Origin of the sequence: Kribbella solani (genome assembly GCF_014205295.1) — a bacterium.
GTDB lineage: Bacteria > Actinomycetota > Actinomycetes > Propionibacteriales > Kribbellaceae > Kribbella > Kribbella solani.
This window is the reverse complement of record NZ_JACHNF010000001.1, coordinates 1-16,785: the sequence shown is the minus strand read 5'-3', so window position 1 is coordinate 16,785 and position 16,785 is coordinate 1. Positions and strand designations below refer to the sequence as shown.

Sequence of the window (16,785 nt, the reverse complement as noted above, 5' to 3'; positions counted from 1 at the left end):
CCTGCCATGTCAAGAGCGCCTTCCTGGCTCATTTACCCGGCCAGGCCCGGGTTCACGCACTGAATTAACGGTGACTGTGCGTCAATTCATCCTTTGGAACGACTTTTCCGCTTGGGTTTGTGGCGCTCCGCGGCCAGCGCGAGCAGTTCCTCGGCGTGCGCCTGCGCCGCATCGGAGTTCTCCAGACCGGCCATCATCCGGGACAGTTCCTTCAACCGGGCGTCGTCGTCCAGAGCGACCAGACCGCTGGTCGTCACCGAGCCGTCGTCACTCTTCAGCACAACCGCATGACGGTCCGCGAACGCGGCCACCTGCGGCAGGTGCGTCACCACGATCACCTGTGCCTTCTGCGCCAGCTTGGCCAGCCGCTTGCCGACCTCGACCGCCGCGCGGCCGCCGATCCCGGCGTCGATCTCGTCGAACACCAACGTCGGTACGGGATGCGTGTCGGACAGGATCACCTCGAGCGCGAGCATCACCCGGGACAACTCACCACCGGAGGCCGCCTTCTGCAGCGGGCGGGCCGGGCTGCCCGGGTTCGCCGCGAAGCAGAACTCGACCTCGTCGATGCCGAACGGGCCGGCCGCGGTCTCGTGCACGTCGACCGACAGCGTCGCGTGCGGCATCGCCAGCCCGGTCAGCTCCGCCGACACCGCGACCCCGAGTCGCTCGGCCGCCTCGATCCGCGCGTCCCGCATCTTCCGGCCGAGCTCCGTCAACGTCGCGTCCAGCTCGGCCAGCTCGGCGGTGAGCAGCTCGACCCGCTCGTCACTGCCGTCCAGCTCGGCAAGCCGCGCCGCCGATCGCTTCGCCCACTCCAGTACCTCGTCGACGGTGCCCTGCGTGTCGCCGTACTTGCGAATCAGCGTGTTCAGCAACGCGCGCCGTTCACTCACCACCGCCAGCCGGGCCGGATCGGTGTCCACATCGGTCGCGTACGCGGACAGTTCCCCGGCGAGATCGGCCGCCAGGTACCCGAGTTCGCCGGCGCGGTCGGCGAGCTCGGCGATCTTCGGGTCGTGCTCGCGTTCCCCGTCCAGGACCTGCTTGGCCAGGGCGAGCAGTCCGAGTACGTCACCCGGCCTGGTCGCGTCGAGATCCTCCGAAGCGAGCGCCGCCGCGGCGTTGGTGGCCGCCGTACGCAGACCATCCGCGTACGCGAGACGTGCTTCCTCGGACGCGAGCTCGGTGTCCTCGCCGGACAGCGGCTCCGCCTTCGCGACCTCGTCCAGACCGAACCGCAGCAGATCCGCCTCGGCCAGCCGTTCGCGCTCGCGGGTGGTCAGCTCGGTCAGCTCGGCCTCGACCGCACGATGCCGTTTGTACGCGGCCGCGTACTCCTGCAGCGGAACCAGAACCGCCTTACCGGCAAAGGTATCGAGCGTCTCGCGCTGCCGGGCCGGCTGCAGCAGCCGCCACTGATCCGCCTGCCCGTGGATCGCGACCAGGTCGCCGGACACCTCGCCGAGCACCGACACCGGCACCGACGCGCCGCCCAGGAACGCCCGCGACCGGCCCTCCGACGACAGCTCGCGCGCGATCAGCAGCTCGTCGTCGTCCAGCTCACCGCCCCGGTCCTCGGCCTGCTGCACGATCGATCGCGGCACGGCGCTGGCCCGTCCTTCGACCCGCGCCCGCCGCGTCCCGTGCCGCACCAGACCACTGTCCGCCCGGCCACCGAGCAGCATGTTCACGCCCGTCACGACCATCGTCTTACCGGCGCCGGTCTCACCGGTGACGGCGGTGAAGCCCGGGTCGAGGTCCAGCGTCGCGTCCTCGATCACGCCCAGCCCGGTGATGCGGATCTCCGAGAGCATGGTCAGTTTCCGTTTCCGTTGCCGTTGCGTTTGCGCTCGGCGGCGCCGCGCCAGCCGAGGACGGGAAGGTCGAACTTCGCCACCAGGCGATCCGTGAACGGCTTCTCGTGCGCCCGGGCCAGCCGGACCGGCGTCGCGCCCCGGCAGACCTCGATCTCGGCACCGGGCGGCACCTCGACCATCCGCCGGCCGTCGCACCAGAGCACGCCGCGGCCGTGCCAGGACGGCACCAGCTCGATCGACAGCCGCGACGTCGGCGCCACCACGATCGGCCGCGAGAACAACGCGTGCGCGCTCAGCGGCACCAGCAAGATCGCCTCGACCTCCGGCCAGACGATCGGCCCACCGGCGGAGAACGCGTACGCGGTGCTTCCGGTCGGCGTCGCGACCACCACCCCGTCGCAACCCCAGCGGGACAGCGGCCGGTCGTCCACCTCGACCAGCACCTCGAGCATCTTCTCCCGGGCCGCCTTCTCGACACTCGCCTCGTTCAGCGCCCAGGTCTCGAAGATCGGCTCGCCGTTCAGCCGTACCTCGACGGCCAGCGTCATCCGCTCCTCGACCGTGTAACTGCGGTCCACCACCACCTGGACGATCCGCTCCAGGTCGTCCACCTCGGCCTCGGCCAGGAACCCGACATGACCGAGGTTCACCCCGAGCACCGGTGTCCCGTGCGGACGGGCCAGCTCAGCGCCGCGCAGGATCGAACCGTCGCCGCCGAGCACCATGATCAGCTCGACGTCGTTCGCCGCCTTCTCCGGGTCGTCGACGATCTCGACCGGGTCCAGGCGGAGCTCCTCGGCCTCCCCGCCGAGCAGCCGGACCTGCATCCCGGCGCCGGTGAGCAGCCGGTGCGCGTCCCGCGCCACCTCGACGGCCTGCTCCCGGCCGGTGTGCGTGACCAGCAGCACGCGCCGCGGCTCGTGCTCAACCACGCTGCCTCCCGGTCATTGCGGTCCACTCCCGATCACAGGTCATTGCGGTCCGGTCTCGATCGCAGTCTGCAGCATCGTCTCATCGAGAGCGGGCGCTTCCCGGCGTATCCACAGGAAGTATTCGACATTTCCGGACGGACCGGGCAGCGGGCTGGCCGCGACCCCGGCGATTCCCCAGCCCAGCTCGGTCGCCTTGGCGGCCACGCCGCGAACCGCGTCCGCCCGCAACTCCGGCTCCCGTACGACCCCGCCCTTACCGAGCCGCTCCTTGCCGACCTCGAACTGTGGCTTCACCATCAGCATCAGGTCGCCGTCCGGTTTCACCACGCCGATCAGCGCCGGCAGGACGAGTTTGAGGCTGATGAAACTCAGATCGCTGACGACGAGATCGACCGGTTCGGCGCCGATGTCGTCCAGGGTGAGCGTACGTACGTTGGTGCGGTCCATCACCGTCACGCGCTCGTCGGTCTGCAACGCCCAGACCAGTTGCCCGTACCCGACGTCGACCGCGATCACGTGCGCGGCGTCGTTGCGGAGCAGCACGTCCGTGAAACCGCCGGTCGACGCGCCGGCGTCGAGCGTACGGCGGCCCTGCACCTGGACGCCCGGGAACGCCTCGAGCGCACCGATCAGCTTGTGCGCGCCACGGCTCGCGTACCCCGGGTCCTCGTGCTCGGACGTGTCCACGACGATCGGCGCGTCCGCGCCGACACCGGTCGCGGGCTTCCCCGCCACCGTCCCCGACACCTTCACCTTGCCGGCCGCGATCAGCTCGCTCGCATGGTCACGCGAACGCGCCAGTCCACGCCGTACCAGCTCGGCGTCGAGCCGCGATCGCTTGACTCCCTTGGCCACCAGTACGTGCTCTCGTACGTCCGTCAGCCCCGGTCACCCTGATCGGCATCCGCCTCAACCAGAGCACTCTGAAGCCGCTCATGCAGATCCGCGTACACCTCCGCATGCTCCCCCACGGCCCGATCCCGAAGCCCATCCAACCGCCCCATAGTCTCCTCGACCAACGGATGCCCACCCTCCCCCTGCATCTCTTCGCCCTGCTCGCCGGGCTGCTCGTCCGCGTACTGCTCGCCGGGCTGAGTCTCCGCGGAGCCGGCCTCGAACGAGTGCTCGTGCTCCTCACCGGGCGCCCGCGCGAACTCCGGCCCGAACTCCACCTCAGCCGGGTCCAACCGCTCCCCCGGCTCAGCCTGATCCTGCGACTCAGCCAGGCTCTGGTCCTGGCTCTGGTTCTGGTGCTCGGCTTGGCTCGGGTTCTGGCTGTGGCTCTGCTGCTCGGCTTGGTTCTGGCTGCCTGGTTCGGTGTCGTAGTCGGGCTCGGCCGGCACCTCTTCCGACCGGTACGGATCGGACCCGGGCTCCACGTCCGGATCGACCTCCGCCGGGAACTGCTCGCCAGGATGCTCGCTCACGGTCAGACCCTCTTCGCCGTCTTCTTGGCCGCAACCTTCTTCGCGGCCGCCTTCTTCGCCGGCGCCTTCTTCACCGCGGCTTTCTTCGCCGGCGCCTTCTTCACCGGCGCGGCCGGCACGGGTACCTGCACCTCCGCCAGCTCGGTCTCCAGCGCCTTCACCCGCCGGGTCAGCGCCGCGACCTCCTCGGCCCGGACGAACCCGAGCCGCGCGACCGCGCCCTCGACCTCGTTCGACACGATCGCCTGCAGCAGCTGACGGTTGCTCTTGCTGGTGGCAACGATCTCGTCGGCCAGGTCGGTCACCCGGTTGGTCAGCGTGTCCGCCCCAGTCTGCTGCAGCAACGCTTTCGCGGCCGTCTGGGCCTTCTGCTTGGTGACCTCGGTCAACCCGTTCGCCAGTTGTACGTAGCCGCGCAGTGCGTCCATCACCATGACTGCCTCCTCGCTCGTCCCCAGCAACGGTATCGCCTATCCCCCCGAACACCACCCACCCCGCCCCACCCGGCCCCACCTCCCCAAACCGCTTTGGGGAGGTGCACCCGCCCGATTTGGGCGGCTCAGCTCCCCGAACCGGTTTGGGGAGGTCTGGTTGGGCTCGACGTTGGCGGTGGCCTGCCCGCTCAAAGGGAGGGTTGCCCCCTGGAAATTCGACGGGGCAACCCCGCACTTCAGGGGGCAAGCGGGTCAGGTGTCGAGGCCGATGCGGTGCAGGGCGGCGTCGAGGGCGATCGAGTCGGCGGTCGGCGCGGGTTTCGGGCGTGGGCGACGGCCCCGGCCGGCTGTTTTCGCGGGCTTGGCCGGTTCCGCCGGCGCGTCGACGGCCGCCCAGACCGCGGACAGTACGGCGCGCAACCCGTCGTACGGCTCGCCCTCGCCCTGCACCGTCACCGCGTTGTTCACCACTTCGGCGGTCCACCCGGCGCACGTGTGTTTCCCGCCCTGCACGGTCACGCCGGGCTGCTTCTCGGCCAGCGCGCCGAGCCCCGCCCCCACGTACGTCGGCCGCTGGTTCTTCGGCGCCCGCGCCAGGTCGTACGCGTCGTGCACGCCGGTCGCCACCCACAGACTCGCGATCCCGACCGCGTTCGCACCCTGGATGTCGGAGTCGAGCCGGTCGCCGATCATCAACGGGCGCTTGGCTTCCAGCCGTTCGATGCTCGTCTCCAGCAGCGGCGGCTCCGGCTTCCCGGCGACCACCGGGTCCACGTCGACGGCGGCGCGAACGGCCTGCACCAGCGTGCCGTTCCCCGGCGCCTTGCCGGCCGCGGTCGGGATGGTCAGGTCCAGGTTGGTCGCGAACCACTTCGCGCCCGCGTGGATCGCGTGCGCGCCGTCCGCGAGCATCACCCAGTTCACATCCGGGTGGAATCCCTGGACGACGGCCACCGGCTCCGCGTCGCTGCTCCGCACCGGCGTCAGCCCGTACTCCTCCAGCGCGGCGACCAGCCCTTCACCGCCGACCACGAGCACCGGCGAACCCTTCGGGAACTCCTTGGCGACCAGCTTCGCGGCCGCCTGCGCCGACGTCACCACGTCCTCGGACACCACATCGAGGCCGAACGACGCGAGGTGCTCGGCAACGACCGCGGCCGGCCGGCTCGCGTTGTTCGTGATGTACCCGATCCGCATGCCTTCCTTGGCAGCTTTCCGCAGGTTCTCGGGCGCGTCCGGCACCGGGTCCGGGCCGACGTACACGACGCCGTCCAGGTCCAGCAGCGCGACGTCGTACCGGCTCGCCAGCGGTTCGTCACACGCCGAGAGCGGTTCGGGCGAGGTACGTTCCGTGGTCATGCTTCACCCCGTACGATTCCGCGCATGCCGGATGCGGTCCTCAAACTCGACCCACTGCGTGCCTGGCGGTTCGTCGCCGGGAAGGTGAGCGGGCTAGGCGCGGTCACGTCGCCGCCGTACGACGTGCTGGAACCCGCCATCGTCCGGCGGCTGACTGACTCTGATCTGCACAACATGGTGAGGCTCATCCTTCCACGCGATCCGGACCTCGGACCGTCCCGGTACGACGAACCGGCTCGCCGGTTGGTTGGCTGGCAGCGCGACGGCATCGTGGTCCAGGACGAACAGCCCGCGCTCTACGTGTACGAGCAGCGGCTACGCGGCGCCGTACTCTGCGGACTGGTCGGATCGCTACGCCTGGACCCGGCCCGTCGAGTGGTACTTCCGCACGAGGACGTGATGCCGCACTGGGTCGACGACCGGCTACGGCTGATGGAGGCGACGGACGCCGACCTGGAGCCGATCCTGCTCGCGTACGCCGATGGTGGCGTGGCAAGCGATGCTGTGGACGCGGCGCGCGCTGGTGAGCCCTGGCTGGAGGCGGAGACGTACAACGGTGCCGAGCATCGCATCTGGCGGATCGACGACCCGGTGACACTGGCAGAGATCGAGACCGAGCTGGCGAAGCACGAGGCAGTCATCGCGGACGGCCACCACCGGTACGCGGCCTACCTGGAACGACAGCTGCGTGCTCCGTACCGGCCGAGTGCCGATGTCGGTCTGGCGATGCTGGTGGACTACGTACGTCATCCGCTCACGCTGGACCCGATCCACCGGGTAGTACCTGGTCTGGAGCTCGCGACGGTTCAGGCGCGTACGCCACCTGGTTGGCAGCTGCAGCCTGGTCGGGTAGAAGGCGATCCGAACCGCATCTCGGTGACAGACGGCAGCAGCTGGCTGACGCTCCACTCCGCATCTGATGCGCCCGCGGTCACACTGCTCCACGAGGTGCTCCTGTCGAGCTGGGGCGCCGTAGAGCAGGACATCACCTTTCACCACACGCTGGACGACGCACTGGCGCTGGCTGGCCCTCAGCGGGCCGCTGTGGAGCTCACAGCACCAGAGATGGACCAGGTACTACGGTCGGCCGCGCAGGGCGTAGTACTGCCACAGAAGGCCACGTCGTTCGGACCGAAGCCGCGGGTAGGGCTGCTGTTCCGGACGCTGTGACCGCTGGACCGCTCTACGTCAGGTAGTAGGTCAGGGGCGGTGGTACAGGCTCAGGAACTGTTCCCGTAGCGGTTTGCGGGCCGCGCGGTGGCGTTCGGTGAGCCGGCCAAGCGTGAAGGACAGTTCTGGGTCGTCCTGTGCGGCAGCGTCGGCCGCCATGGCAGTCAGGGCATCCGCCGCGGCGCAGTGGTCCTGGTGCTGACCGAGCAGCTCTTGGTACGTGGCTGCGTGTGCTGCCGTTGTTTTCGCTTCTGCACCGAGCACAGCGGCGCTGGTGTCTGCCGCGTACCGGACGCGCTTTGCCAACAGCCGCACCTCGTGCCAGTCGTCGTCGGGCGTCCACGGCTTCAGCTTGCCGGCCGCTTCGGTGAACTTCGCGGTGGCGGTGTGCAGCAGCCGCGGTAGTACGTCACTGCACGGTTGACTCGCGGTGGGCTTCAGGTCCGGCGCTGCGGCGATCGCCTCGAGTGTGGTGAGCAGGTCTCGCGTCGACTCGCCCAGTACCACCTCGGCCGACCGCGCGGCCGCCCGTTCCAGCTGGAAGGTCAGCGCGGTCAGGATCGTGTCCACGTGTTCCGGGTTGTCCTCGCTGGTGGCGGTTTCGCGGACCAGCTCGGCGATGACTTCCAGATCCCGCGCCTCACCACACGCCTGCGCCAGCTCAGCCAGATCAGCCCGAAGCTCCGTCGCCCAGTCCCCCGCCGGAAACTTCCGGAACAACTTCAGATCACTCCGCAACCGCCGGCACGAAACCCGCACCTGGTGAAGCGCGTCATCCTCCCCACGCTCCACCATCCCCACCGCCTTACCCAACCGCACACCCCCCTTGGCAAGCGCAACCCCCACCAACTCCCCAACAACCAGGGCCTCCACGCTTCCCCCCACGCCCCCTACTCCCCCCGACCCTCAACATCCCCACCAGCGCTCTCCCCACCGCCCGCGCCATCCACCACGCCGTCCTTCACCGCGCCGCCCGCGCCGCCCGCGCCGCTCGTGCTGCCCGTGCTGCCCGTGCTGCCCGTGCCGCCCGTGCCGCCCGTGCCATCCTCCGCCGCGCCGTCCGCCTCATCGTCGTCCGCCCCGCCGGCCGCGCTCTCCGCGTTGCCGCCCTGACCACCCTTCAGGTCCGCGGCTCGATCCGACTCCCCACCATCCGACTCAGCGTCATCCGCATCGTCCAGAGCATCCTGCTCGTCGGCATCGTGCTCATCAGCGTCGCCCGGCTCTTCGTCAGCGTCGTCTTCGTCAGCGTCGTCTTCGTCAGCGTCGTTCGGTTCTTCGTCGGTGTACTCGTCCTCGACGTACTCGTCCCCGTCCGACTCCTCGTCGAGGTCGGTGAACTCGAGTCCTTCCAGCTCCGCCGCGCGCTCGGCCGCGCCGGTCACCCCGTCGCCGTCGACCCCAGCCGCCCGGTGGAACCAGATGAGCGCGTCATCAGTACGCCCAGCCTCCGCAAGCGCATCCGCATACGCGTAGCGCAACCGAGGCAACCACTCCGCCCGCGTCCGCTTCGTCAGCTCCGGCACCTCGAGCATCTGAATCGCCGCGGCCGTCTGCCCCAGATCCCGCCGCGCCCCGGCCGCCACGATCAGCAGCTCGATCTGCGTCGGCTCCGACAGATCCCGCGCATGCTTGTCCTTGATCAGCGCCAGCGCCTTGTCCGGCCGCCCGAGCGCACGCTCGCAGTCGGCCATCATCGCGAGCACCTCATGGTTCCCGGTCATCCGGCGCACCGCCCGGAACTCGGTCAGCGCCTCGTCATAATGCTCAGCCAGGTACGCGGTGATCGCGACCGCCTCACGTACGCCACCAAGCCGCGCCGCCAACCGCCGCGCCGTCCGCGCATGCTGGTACGCCAGCTCCGGATCGTCATCGAGGAACCGCCCCGACGCGACCAGGTGCTGCGCGACCAGGTCCGCCAGCGTCCGCGGCAACGACCGCAGCTCGGCCTTCACCCCACGATCAAGCTCAGCCCCGGTGATCCCTTCCGGAACCCGCGGATCATCCCGCCGCGGCCCGACCTTCTCTTCCCGCTCGTCATCCCGCCGGAACCCACCCCGCCGGTCCCCAGCGCCCCGCCTGTCTGCTCCACCAGAACGCGATCCCCCCGCCCCGCGCCGCTCAAAAGCACCACCAGACCGAGCCCCACGCCCCTCAGAAGAACCCCCGCTCCCCCGCCGATCACCCGACGCACCGTCCCCCGACCGCCCGTACCCGCCGGATCCACTCCCCGACCGGTCATACCCGCCGGACCCGCTCCCCGACCGTCCGTACCCGCCCGACCCGCTTCCCGGCCGGTCGTACCCGCCGGATCCACGCCGTTCGTCCCGACCACCTACCCGTCCACGCGAATCAGCCGACCCGCGCCCCCGGGAGTCCCCACCACGCTCGTCCTGCCGATACCCGCGGTCGTCCCGCCCACCGCGCTCATCTTGCCGGTACCCGCCACGGTCGTCGCGGCCGGACCGCTCGTCCCGCCGGAAGTCTCCGCGATCGTCACGCCCCGAACGCTCGTCACCGCCGGCCCGGAAGTCGCGCCGCGAACCGGCAACCCCACGGCCCGCACCCGTACGCGCTCCACCAGCCGCTCCACGCCCAGCACCAGCAGGCCCACGCCCACCACCAGCGCCGCGCCCAGCAGCTCCACCGGTCCCCCGGCTGCCACCAAAACCACTACCGGACCCACCACGCTCGTCCCGGAACCCACCGGCCCGCCCATCCCGCGAACCCCCGGACCGGTTGTCCCCGTACCCACGGTCGTCGCGTGAGCCGCCGGACCGGTTGTCCCGATAGCCACCACGCTCATCGCGCGAACCACCCGAACGGCTATCGCGGTAGCCGCCGCGGTCGTCGCGGGAGTTGCCGGAGCGATTGTCGCGCGAGTTGCCGCGGTCGTCGCGGTTCAGCTGGCCGCCGAACGGGTCCCGGTCGGACTTGTTGTCACCTCGGGAGCCGGCAAAACCACGCCGGTTCTCGTACGAGTTGCCGTCACGGTACGAACCACCGGACCGGCTGCCGTCACCGGAACGCGAACCACCAGCACCGCGGCCGCTTGATCCTCCGCTGCCTGATCCCGATCGACCTGATCCCGCACTACCCGAGCCACTCGACCAGCCTGAGCCACCAGACCCGCCGGACCCACCCGAGCGACCGCCGGCGATGTTGCGGCGGTTAGGTCCGCCGCTGCGCCCAGCGGAGCCACTGGAGCCACCGGAGCCGGAGCCAGAGCGGTTGCCGGAACCCGAGCGGTTGCCGGGGTTCGAGCGGTTGGAGTCCGGCCGCCCACCACCTGAGCGACCGGAGCGGCCGCTGCCTCCGGAGGAACCGCGACGGTCCCCAGAGCCGGAGCGAGGATTGCGAGGTGGCGTCGCCACGATGACTCCTAACGATGCAGAAGAACAGAAAGCAGAGAGCTGAGCAGTAATCGGACAAACGTTACCGCCACCAACCGCAATCCACCCCATCCAGGTACCCAGGCGGACAGCCCCGGTGACAAGCCCCACCTCACCCACCAACACACCCGGCCCGTCCCCAACCACCAAGCCTGGGTCAAGCCGACGAAGACGGTCAGCCACCGGGAGCCCGACACCCAGCAGCGGCTGGTCCAGTCGCATGTCAGTGGAGGAAGAAGATGGTGGTGGCGTCGAACATGCGGCCCACGGATGTGGAGAAGGCCGGCCGGGGTTGCGTGGACCGAGTACTAGGCGGTGCTCTGCCGAGTACTAAGCGGTTTGGTCGGGGTGTTTGGTGGGGGAAATGTTAAGGGCCACCCCCGGTGGGGGTGGCCCTTAACAGTGTGAATGTCCGGCGGCGTCCTACTCTCCCACGACCTCCCGGTCGCAGTACCATCGGCGCTGAAGGGCTTAACTTCCAGGTTCGGAATGGAGACTGGGTGTTTCCCCGACGCTATGGCCACCGAAACTCTATAAGGATCACATGTCAAACCAGCACAAGCCACTACTCAATCACATGGGCTAGGGGTCTGACCGTATCCTGGGAACCGTACAGTGAACGCGAACAAACTTTTGTTACATAGCGCAGCTTGCATAATAGTTATGTGTGCGACAAGCCCTCGGCCTATTAGTACCAGTCAGCTCCACACCTTACGGCGCTTCCACTTCTGGCCTATCAACCCAGTGGTCTACTGGGGGCCTTACCCGGTTAACCCGGTGGGAGACCTCATCTTGAAGCGTGCTTCCCGCTTAGATGCTTTCAGCGGTTATCACTCCCGAACGTAGCCAACCAGCCGTGCTCCTGGCGGAACAACTGGCACACCAGAGGTTCGTCCACCCCGGTCCTCTCGTACTAGGGGCAGCCCTTCTCAAGTCTCCTGCGCGCGCAGCGGATAGGGACCGAACTGTCTCACGACGTTCTAAACCCAGCTCGCGTGCCGCTTTAATGGGCGAACAGCCCAACCCTTGGGACCTACTCCAGCCCCAGGATGCGACGAGCCGACATCGAGGTGCCAAACCATCCCGTCGATATGGACTCTTGGGGAAGATCAGCCTGTTATCCCCGGGGTACCTTTTATCCGTTGAGCGACGGTGCTCCCACATGCCACCGCCGGATCACTAGTTCCGACTTTCGTCCCTGCTCGACATGTCTGTCTCACAGTCAAGCTCCCTTGTGCACTTACACTCAACACCTGATTGCCAACCAGGCTGAGGGAACCTTTGAGCGCCTCCGTTACCTTTTAGGAGGCGACCGCCCCAGTCAAACTACCCACCAGGCACTGTCCCTGATCCGGATAACGGACCAAAGTTAGACAGCCAGAACAATCAGAGTGGTATTTCAACGATGACTCCACCCGAACTGGCGTCCGAGCTTCACAGTCTCCCACCTATCCTACACAAATTGTACCGACCACCAATACCAAGTTGTAGTAAAGGTCCCGGGGTCTTTCCGTCCTGCTGCGCGTAACGAGCATCTTTACTCGTAATGCAATTTCGCCGAGTCCATGGTTGAGACAGCGCCCAAGTCGTTACGCCATTCGTGCAGGTCGGAACTTACCCGACAAGGAATTTCGCTACCTTAGGATGGTTATAGTTACCACCGCCGTTTACTGGCGCTTAAGTTCAAAGCTTCGCCGGCCGAAACCAGCTAACCTGTCCCCTTAACGTTCCAGCACCGGGCAGGCGTCAGTCCGTATACATCGAATTACTTCTTCGCACGGACCTGTGTTTTTAGTAAACAGTCGCTTGGGCCTGGTCTCTGCGACCATCACCGCTTCCACCAGCAAGTGGTGTAACGGTTCCGGTCCCCCTTCTCCCGAAGTTACGGGGGCATTTTGCCGAGTTCCTTAACCATGGTTCACTCGATCGCCTTGGTATTCTCTACCTGATCACCTGTGTCGGTTTGGGGTACGGGCGGCTCTGACACTCACTGCGAAGTTTTTCTCGGCAGCATGGGATCATCCACTTCCCCTGAACGGGTCCGCCTCGGCTCTCAGGCTATATGAGACACGGATTTGCCTATGCCTCGCCCTACCACCTTGCCCGCGGATCAGCTTGCGCCTACCATCGCCGCGGTTGGACTACCCTCCTGCGTCACTCCTCAATGCACCTACTACCACCTCGGGTCACCAACTCCACCAATCCATCCGAAGACATCATGGCATCCTTGGCTTAGCATCAGCAGGTTCGGTCGGGTCGTATCAGTGCCGGTACGGGAATATCAACCCGTTGTCCATCGACTACGCCTGTCGGCCTCGCCTTAGGTCCCGACTTACCCAGGGCAGATTAGCTTGACCCTGGAACCCTTGATCATCCGGCGGACGGGTTTCTCACCCGTCATTCGCTACTCATGCCTGCATTCTCACTCGTGCAGCATCCACAACTCCATCACTAGGCTGCTTCACACGCTGCACGACGCTCCCCTACCCACCCACACACCTGGACCAACCCGAAAGTCGGCCGAGTACTTATGTGAGTGCCACAGCTTCGGCGGATTGCTTGAGCCCCGCTACATTGTCGGCGCGGAATCACTTGACCAGTGAGCTATTACGCACTCTTTCAAGGGTGGCTGCTTCTAAGCCAACCTCCTGGTTGTCTGGGCAACTCCACATCCTTTTCCACTTAGCAATCGCTTAGGGGCCTTAGCTGGTGATCTGGGCTGTTTCCCTCTCGACTACGGAGCTTATCCCCCGCAGTCTCACTGCCGCGCTCTCACTTACCGGCATTCGGAGTTTGGCTGATTTCGGTAAGCCGGTAAGCCCCCTAGACCATCCAGTGCTCTACCTCCGGTAAGAAACACGCGACGCTGCACCTATATGCATTTCGGGGAGAACCAGCTATCACGGAGTTTGATTGGCCTTTCACCCCTATCCACAGGTCATCCCCCAGGTTTTCAACCCTGGTGGGTTCGGTCCTCCACGCGGTCTTACCCGCGCTTCAACCTGCCCATGGATAGATCACTCCGCTTCGGGTCTAGAGCATGCGACTAAAACGCCCTATTCAGACTCGCTTTCGCTACGGCTACCCCACACGGGTTAACCTCGCCACACACCACTAACTCGCAGGCTCATTCTTCAAAAGGCACGCCGTCACACCCCACAAGGAGATGCTCCGACGGATTGTAGGCAATCGGTTTCAGGTACTATTTCACTCCCCTCCCGGGGTACTTTTCATCTTTCCCTCACGGTACTAGTCCGCTATCGGTCACCAAGAAGTATTTAGGCTTAGCGGGTGGTCCCGCCAGATTCACACGGGATTTCAAGAGTCCCGTGCTACTTGGGAAAACACTCGAGAGTCACTGTCTTACGCCTACAGGGCTATAACCCACTACGGCTCAACATTCCAGAAGATTCGACTTCAACAGTGATTGATAACTCTCCGGTCTCACGGCATTAAGACCTGAATGCTCCCACAACCCCATATACGCAACGCACGCCGGCTATCACACGCACATGGTTTAGCCTCATCCGCTTTCGCTCGCCACTACTCACGGAATCACTATTGTTTTCTCTTCCTGCGGGTACTGAGATGTTTCACTTCCCCGCGTTCCCTCCAGAACCCTATGTGTTCAGGCACTGGTAACTGGCTTTAGAATGCCAGCTGGGTTTCCCCATTCGGACACCCCCGGATCACAGCTCGGTTGCCAACTCCCCGGGGCTTATCGCAGGCTCCAACGTCCTTCATCGGCTCTTGGTGCCAAGACATCCACCGATTGCCCTTAGTAGCTTGTCACTAACTAAAAGCAAAAATTACGCTACAAAAGATGCTCGCGTTCACTATACAGTTCTCAAAATACGGGCAGGAACACCAACCCGAACCGACACCCACCCAGAAGAACCCCAGCCCCAGGGAAACAACACACCCAGAACAAGAACTCCCTCGACGGTATATCGAAGGCCGGCCCCAGCCACCACACCAACCAGAACACCCGTCCCGGTCGATCCGTGACCCAGAAGAAACAGCCCCAACCCCCAAAACCCCAACGGGCCCTGATGGTCAGGTCCGATTCCTCAGGACCCAACAGCGCGCCTCGGTCCATCCCCTGACCCTCGCTCACGTTCCACGCATCCACCCCCTGAAAGGAAGTATCAGCAGTACTAGCTCACTCGAGCAGGCTCCGAACCTAATGGTCAATGTTCCACATTCCGAAGCACCATCACCCCGAGACGTACGCCCGGGCAGTGATGAATAGGCACCAAGACCCAGAGAAAACTCTGCAGCCCAGCGCCGAATGCTCCTTAGAAAGGAGGTGATCCAGCCGCACCTTCCGGTACGGCTACCTTGTTACGACTTCGTCCTAATCGCCAGCCCCACCTTCGACGGCTCCCTCCACAAGGGTTAGGCCACCGGCTTCGGGTGTTGCCGACTTTCATGACGTGACGGGCGGTGTGTACAAGGCCCGGGAACGTATTCACCGCAGCGTTGCTGATCTGCGATTACTAGCGACTCCGACTTCATGGGGTCGAGTTGCAGACCCCAATCCGAACTGAGACCGGCTTTTTGGGATTCGCTCCACCTTACAGTTTCGCAGCCCTTTGTACCGGCCATTGTAGCATGCGTGAAGCCCTGGACATAAGGGGCATGATGACTTGACGTCATCCCCACCTTCCTCCGAGTTGACCCCGGCAGTCTCCTATGAGTCCCCACCATCCCGAAGGACGTGCTGGCAACATAGGACGAGGGTTGCGCTCGTTGCGGGACTTAACCCAACATCTCACGACACGAGCTGACGACAGCCATGCACCACCTGTATAGGACCCTTACGGACCCCCCATCTCTGGAGGATTTCCCTATATGTCAAACCCAGGTAAGGTTCTTCGCGTTGCATCGAATTAATCCGCATGCTCCGCCGCTTGTGCGGGCCCCCGTCAATTCCTTTGAGTTTTAGCCTTGCGGCCGTACTCCCCAGGCGGGGCGCTTAATGCGTTAGCTGCGGCACGGAGGACGTGGAATGTCCCCCACACCTAGCGCCCAACGTTTACGGCGTGGACTACCAGGGTATCTAATCCTGTTCGCTACCCACGCTTTCGCTCCTCAGCGTCAGGTAAGGCCCAGAGAGCCGCCTTCGCCACCGGTGTTCTTCCTGATATCTGCGCATTCCACCGCTACACCAGGAGTTCCGCTCTCCCCTGCCTACCTCTAGTCTGCCCGTATCGGAAGCAGGCTCGGGGTTAAGCCCCGAGTTTTCACTCCCGACGTGACGAACCGCCTACGAGCCCTTTACGCCCAATAATTCCGGACAACGCTCGGACCCTACGTATTACCGCGGCTGCTGGCACGTAGTTGGCCGGTCCTTCTTCTGCAGGTACCGTCACTCTCGCTTCGTCCCTGCTGAAAGAGGTTTACAACCCGAAGGCCGTCATCCCTCACGCGGCGTTGCTGCGTCAGACTTTCGTCCATTGCGCAATATTCCCCACTGCTGCCTCCCGTAGGAGTCTGGGCCGTGTCTCAGTCCCAGTGTGGCCGGTCGCCCTCTCAGGCCGGCTACCCGTCGACGCCTTGGTAGGCCATTACCCCACCAACAAGCTGATAGGCCGCGAGCCCATCCCCAACCGCCAGAACTTTCAACCCCACACCATGAAGCATGAGATATTATCCGGTATTAGACCCCGTTTCCGAGGCTTATCCCAAAGTTGAGGGTAGGTTGCTCACGTGTTACTCACCCGTTCGCCGCTCGTGTACTCCCGAAGGAGCCTTACCGCTCGACTTGCATGTGTTAAGCACGCCGCCAGCGTTCGTCCTGAGCCAGGATCAAACTCTCCGTTGAAAAATATAGACAACCGAAACCCCAAAGGAGCCCCGGACAGTCAACAACATCGAATGACCCTTTGAATCAGAAACAAAACCATCACTGGCTTGTCATCCGTATTACTTCAAAGGAATCCGCCACAGACAAACAAATGCCTGTAGACGGGGTTAATGCATCTTTCGGCATTGACTTTCGGCACGCTGTTGAGTTCTCAAGAATCGGACGCACACCGCAGTCTGACTTTTCAGCCAGGCTCCCGGGGCAACCTGCGTTACTTTACCGGACCAGCTCCACCGAGTCAAGACCCGATTTTTAGCCGATCCCCACCCGTGTCCTGCTGGCCGACCCGAGTCCGGAGACACGTTTCGGCTGCACTAGCCTTTGGGGGGTTCGGAGCGACCGGCCGCTTTCGCGTCCCGCGCCTCGCTCCAACAAGAAGAAC

The 16,785-nt window shown here is 65.2% G+C and carries 10 protein-coding genes and 3 rRNA genes; 1 reads left to right on the top strand and 12 read right to left on the bottom strand.

The window, feature by feature from the left end; all coding sequences use genetic code 11:
• Positions 1-86: 86 nt before the first annotated feature.
• From recN to HDA44_RS00040, 6 genes are all read right to left on the bottom strand, one after another.
• On the bottom strand, positions 87-1,817 hold the full coding sequence (gene recN / locus HDA44_RS00065; RefSeq protein WP_184830347.1) for a DNA repair protein RecN: 1,731 nt from the start codon (positions 1,815-1,817) through the stop codon (positions 87-89).
• A 2-nt stretch (positions 1,818-1,819) separates the two neighbouring features.
• Positions 1,820-2,752: an NAD kinase gene (locus HDA44_RS00060; protein WP_184830346.1), complete on the bottom strand. Its 933-nt coding sequence runs from the start codon at positions 2,750-2,752 to the stop codon at positions 1,820-1,822.
• A 39-nt stretch (positions 2,753-2,791) separates the two neighbouring features.
• Positions 2,792-3,610: a TlyA family RNA methyltransferase gene (locus HDA44_RS00055; protein ID WP_184842589.1), complete on the bottom strand. Its 819-nt coding sequence runs from the start codon at positions 3,608-3,610 to the stop codon at positions 2,792-2,794.
• 20 nt (positions 3,611-3,630) lie between these two features.
• A complete protein-coding gene (locus HDA44_RS00050) occupies positions 3,631-4,179 on the bottom strand; it encodes a hypothetical protein (RefSeq protein ID WP_184830345.1) in 549 nt (182 codons plus the stop codon).
• Between the two features lie 2 nt (positions 4,180-4,181).
• Positions 4,182-4,613, bottom strand: a complete 432-nt coding sequence (locus HDA44_RS00045) for a phasin family protein (RefSeq protein ID WP_184830344.1) — start codon at positions 4,611-4,613, stop codon at positions 4,182-4,184.
• A 252-nt stretch (positions 4,614-4,865) separates the two neighbouring features.
• Entirely contained in the window at positions 4,866-5,972 is a 1,107-nt protein-coding gene (locus HDA44_RS00040; RefSeq protein ID WP_184830343.1) for an HAD-IIA family hydrolase, read from the bottom strand.
• Between the two features lie 24 nt (positions 5,973-5,996).
• On the opposite strand from HDA44_RS00040, the gene HDA44_RS00035 reads away from it, so the two are divergent.
• Positions 5,997-7,142, top strand: coding sequence for a DUF1015 family protein (locus tag HDA44_RS00035; protein WP_184830342.1), 1,146 nt, complete (start codon positions 5,997-5,999; stop codon positions 7,140-7,142).
• A 30-nt stretch (positions 7,143-7,172) separates the two neighbouring features.
• Here the strand turns inward: HDA44_RS00035 and HDA44_RS00030 are convergent, their stop codons facing one another.
• The 6 genes from HDA44_RS00030 to HDA44_RS00005 all read right to left on the bottom strand — a co-directional run bounded on the left by HDA44_RS00030 (position 7,173) and on the right by HDA44_RS00005 (position 16,361).
• A complete protein-coding gene (locus HDA44_RS00030; RefSeq protein WP_184830341.1) occupies positions 7,173-7,937 on the bottom strand; it encodes a CHAD domain-containing protein in 765 nt (254 codons plus the stop codon).
• Between the two features lie 95 nt (positions 7,938-8,032).
• The gene (locus HDA44_RS00025; protein ID WP_337905562.1) at positions 8,033-9,097 is read right to left on the bottom strand and encodes a tetratricopeptide repeat protein; all 1,065 of its coding nucleotides are present in this window, start codon (positions 9,095-9,097) and stop codon (positions 8,033-8,035) included.
• Positions 9,098-9,477: 380 nt separating this feature from the next.
• Positions 9,478-9,948 carry a hypothetical protein gene (locus tag HDA44_RS00020; protein WP_184830340.1) on the bottom strand — a complete coding sequence of 157 codons (471 nt, stop codon included), beginning with the start codon at positions 9,946-9,948 and terminating at the stop codon, positions 9,478-9,480.
• Positions 9,949-10,944: 996 nt separating this feature from the next.
• Positions 10,945-11,062: ribosomal RNA gene (rrf, locus tag HDA44_RS00015) — 5S ribosomal RNA — on the bottom strand.
• Between the two features lie 140 nt (positions 11,063-11,202).
• Positions 11,203-14,326: ribosomal RNA gene (locus HDA44_RS00010) — 23S ribosomal RNA — on the bottom strand.
• A gap of 510 nt (positions 14,327-14,836) precedes the next feature.
• Positions 14,837-16,361, bottom strand: a 16S ribosomal RNA gene (locus HDA44_RS00005).
• Together the 16S, 23S and 5S rRNA genes form the textbook arrangement of a ribosomal RNA operon.
• Between the last annotated feature and the right edge of the window lie 424 nt (positions 16,362-16,785).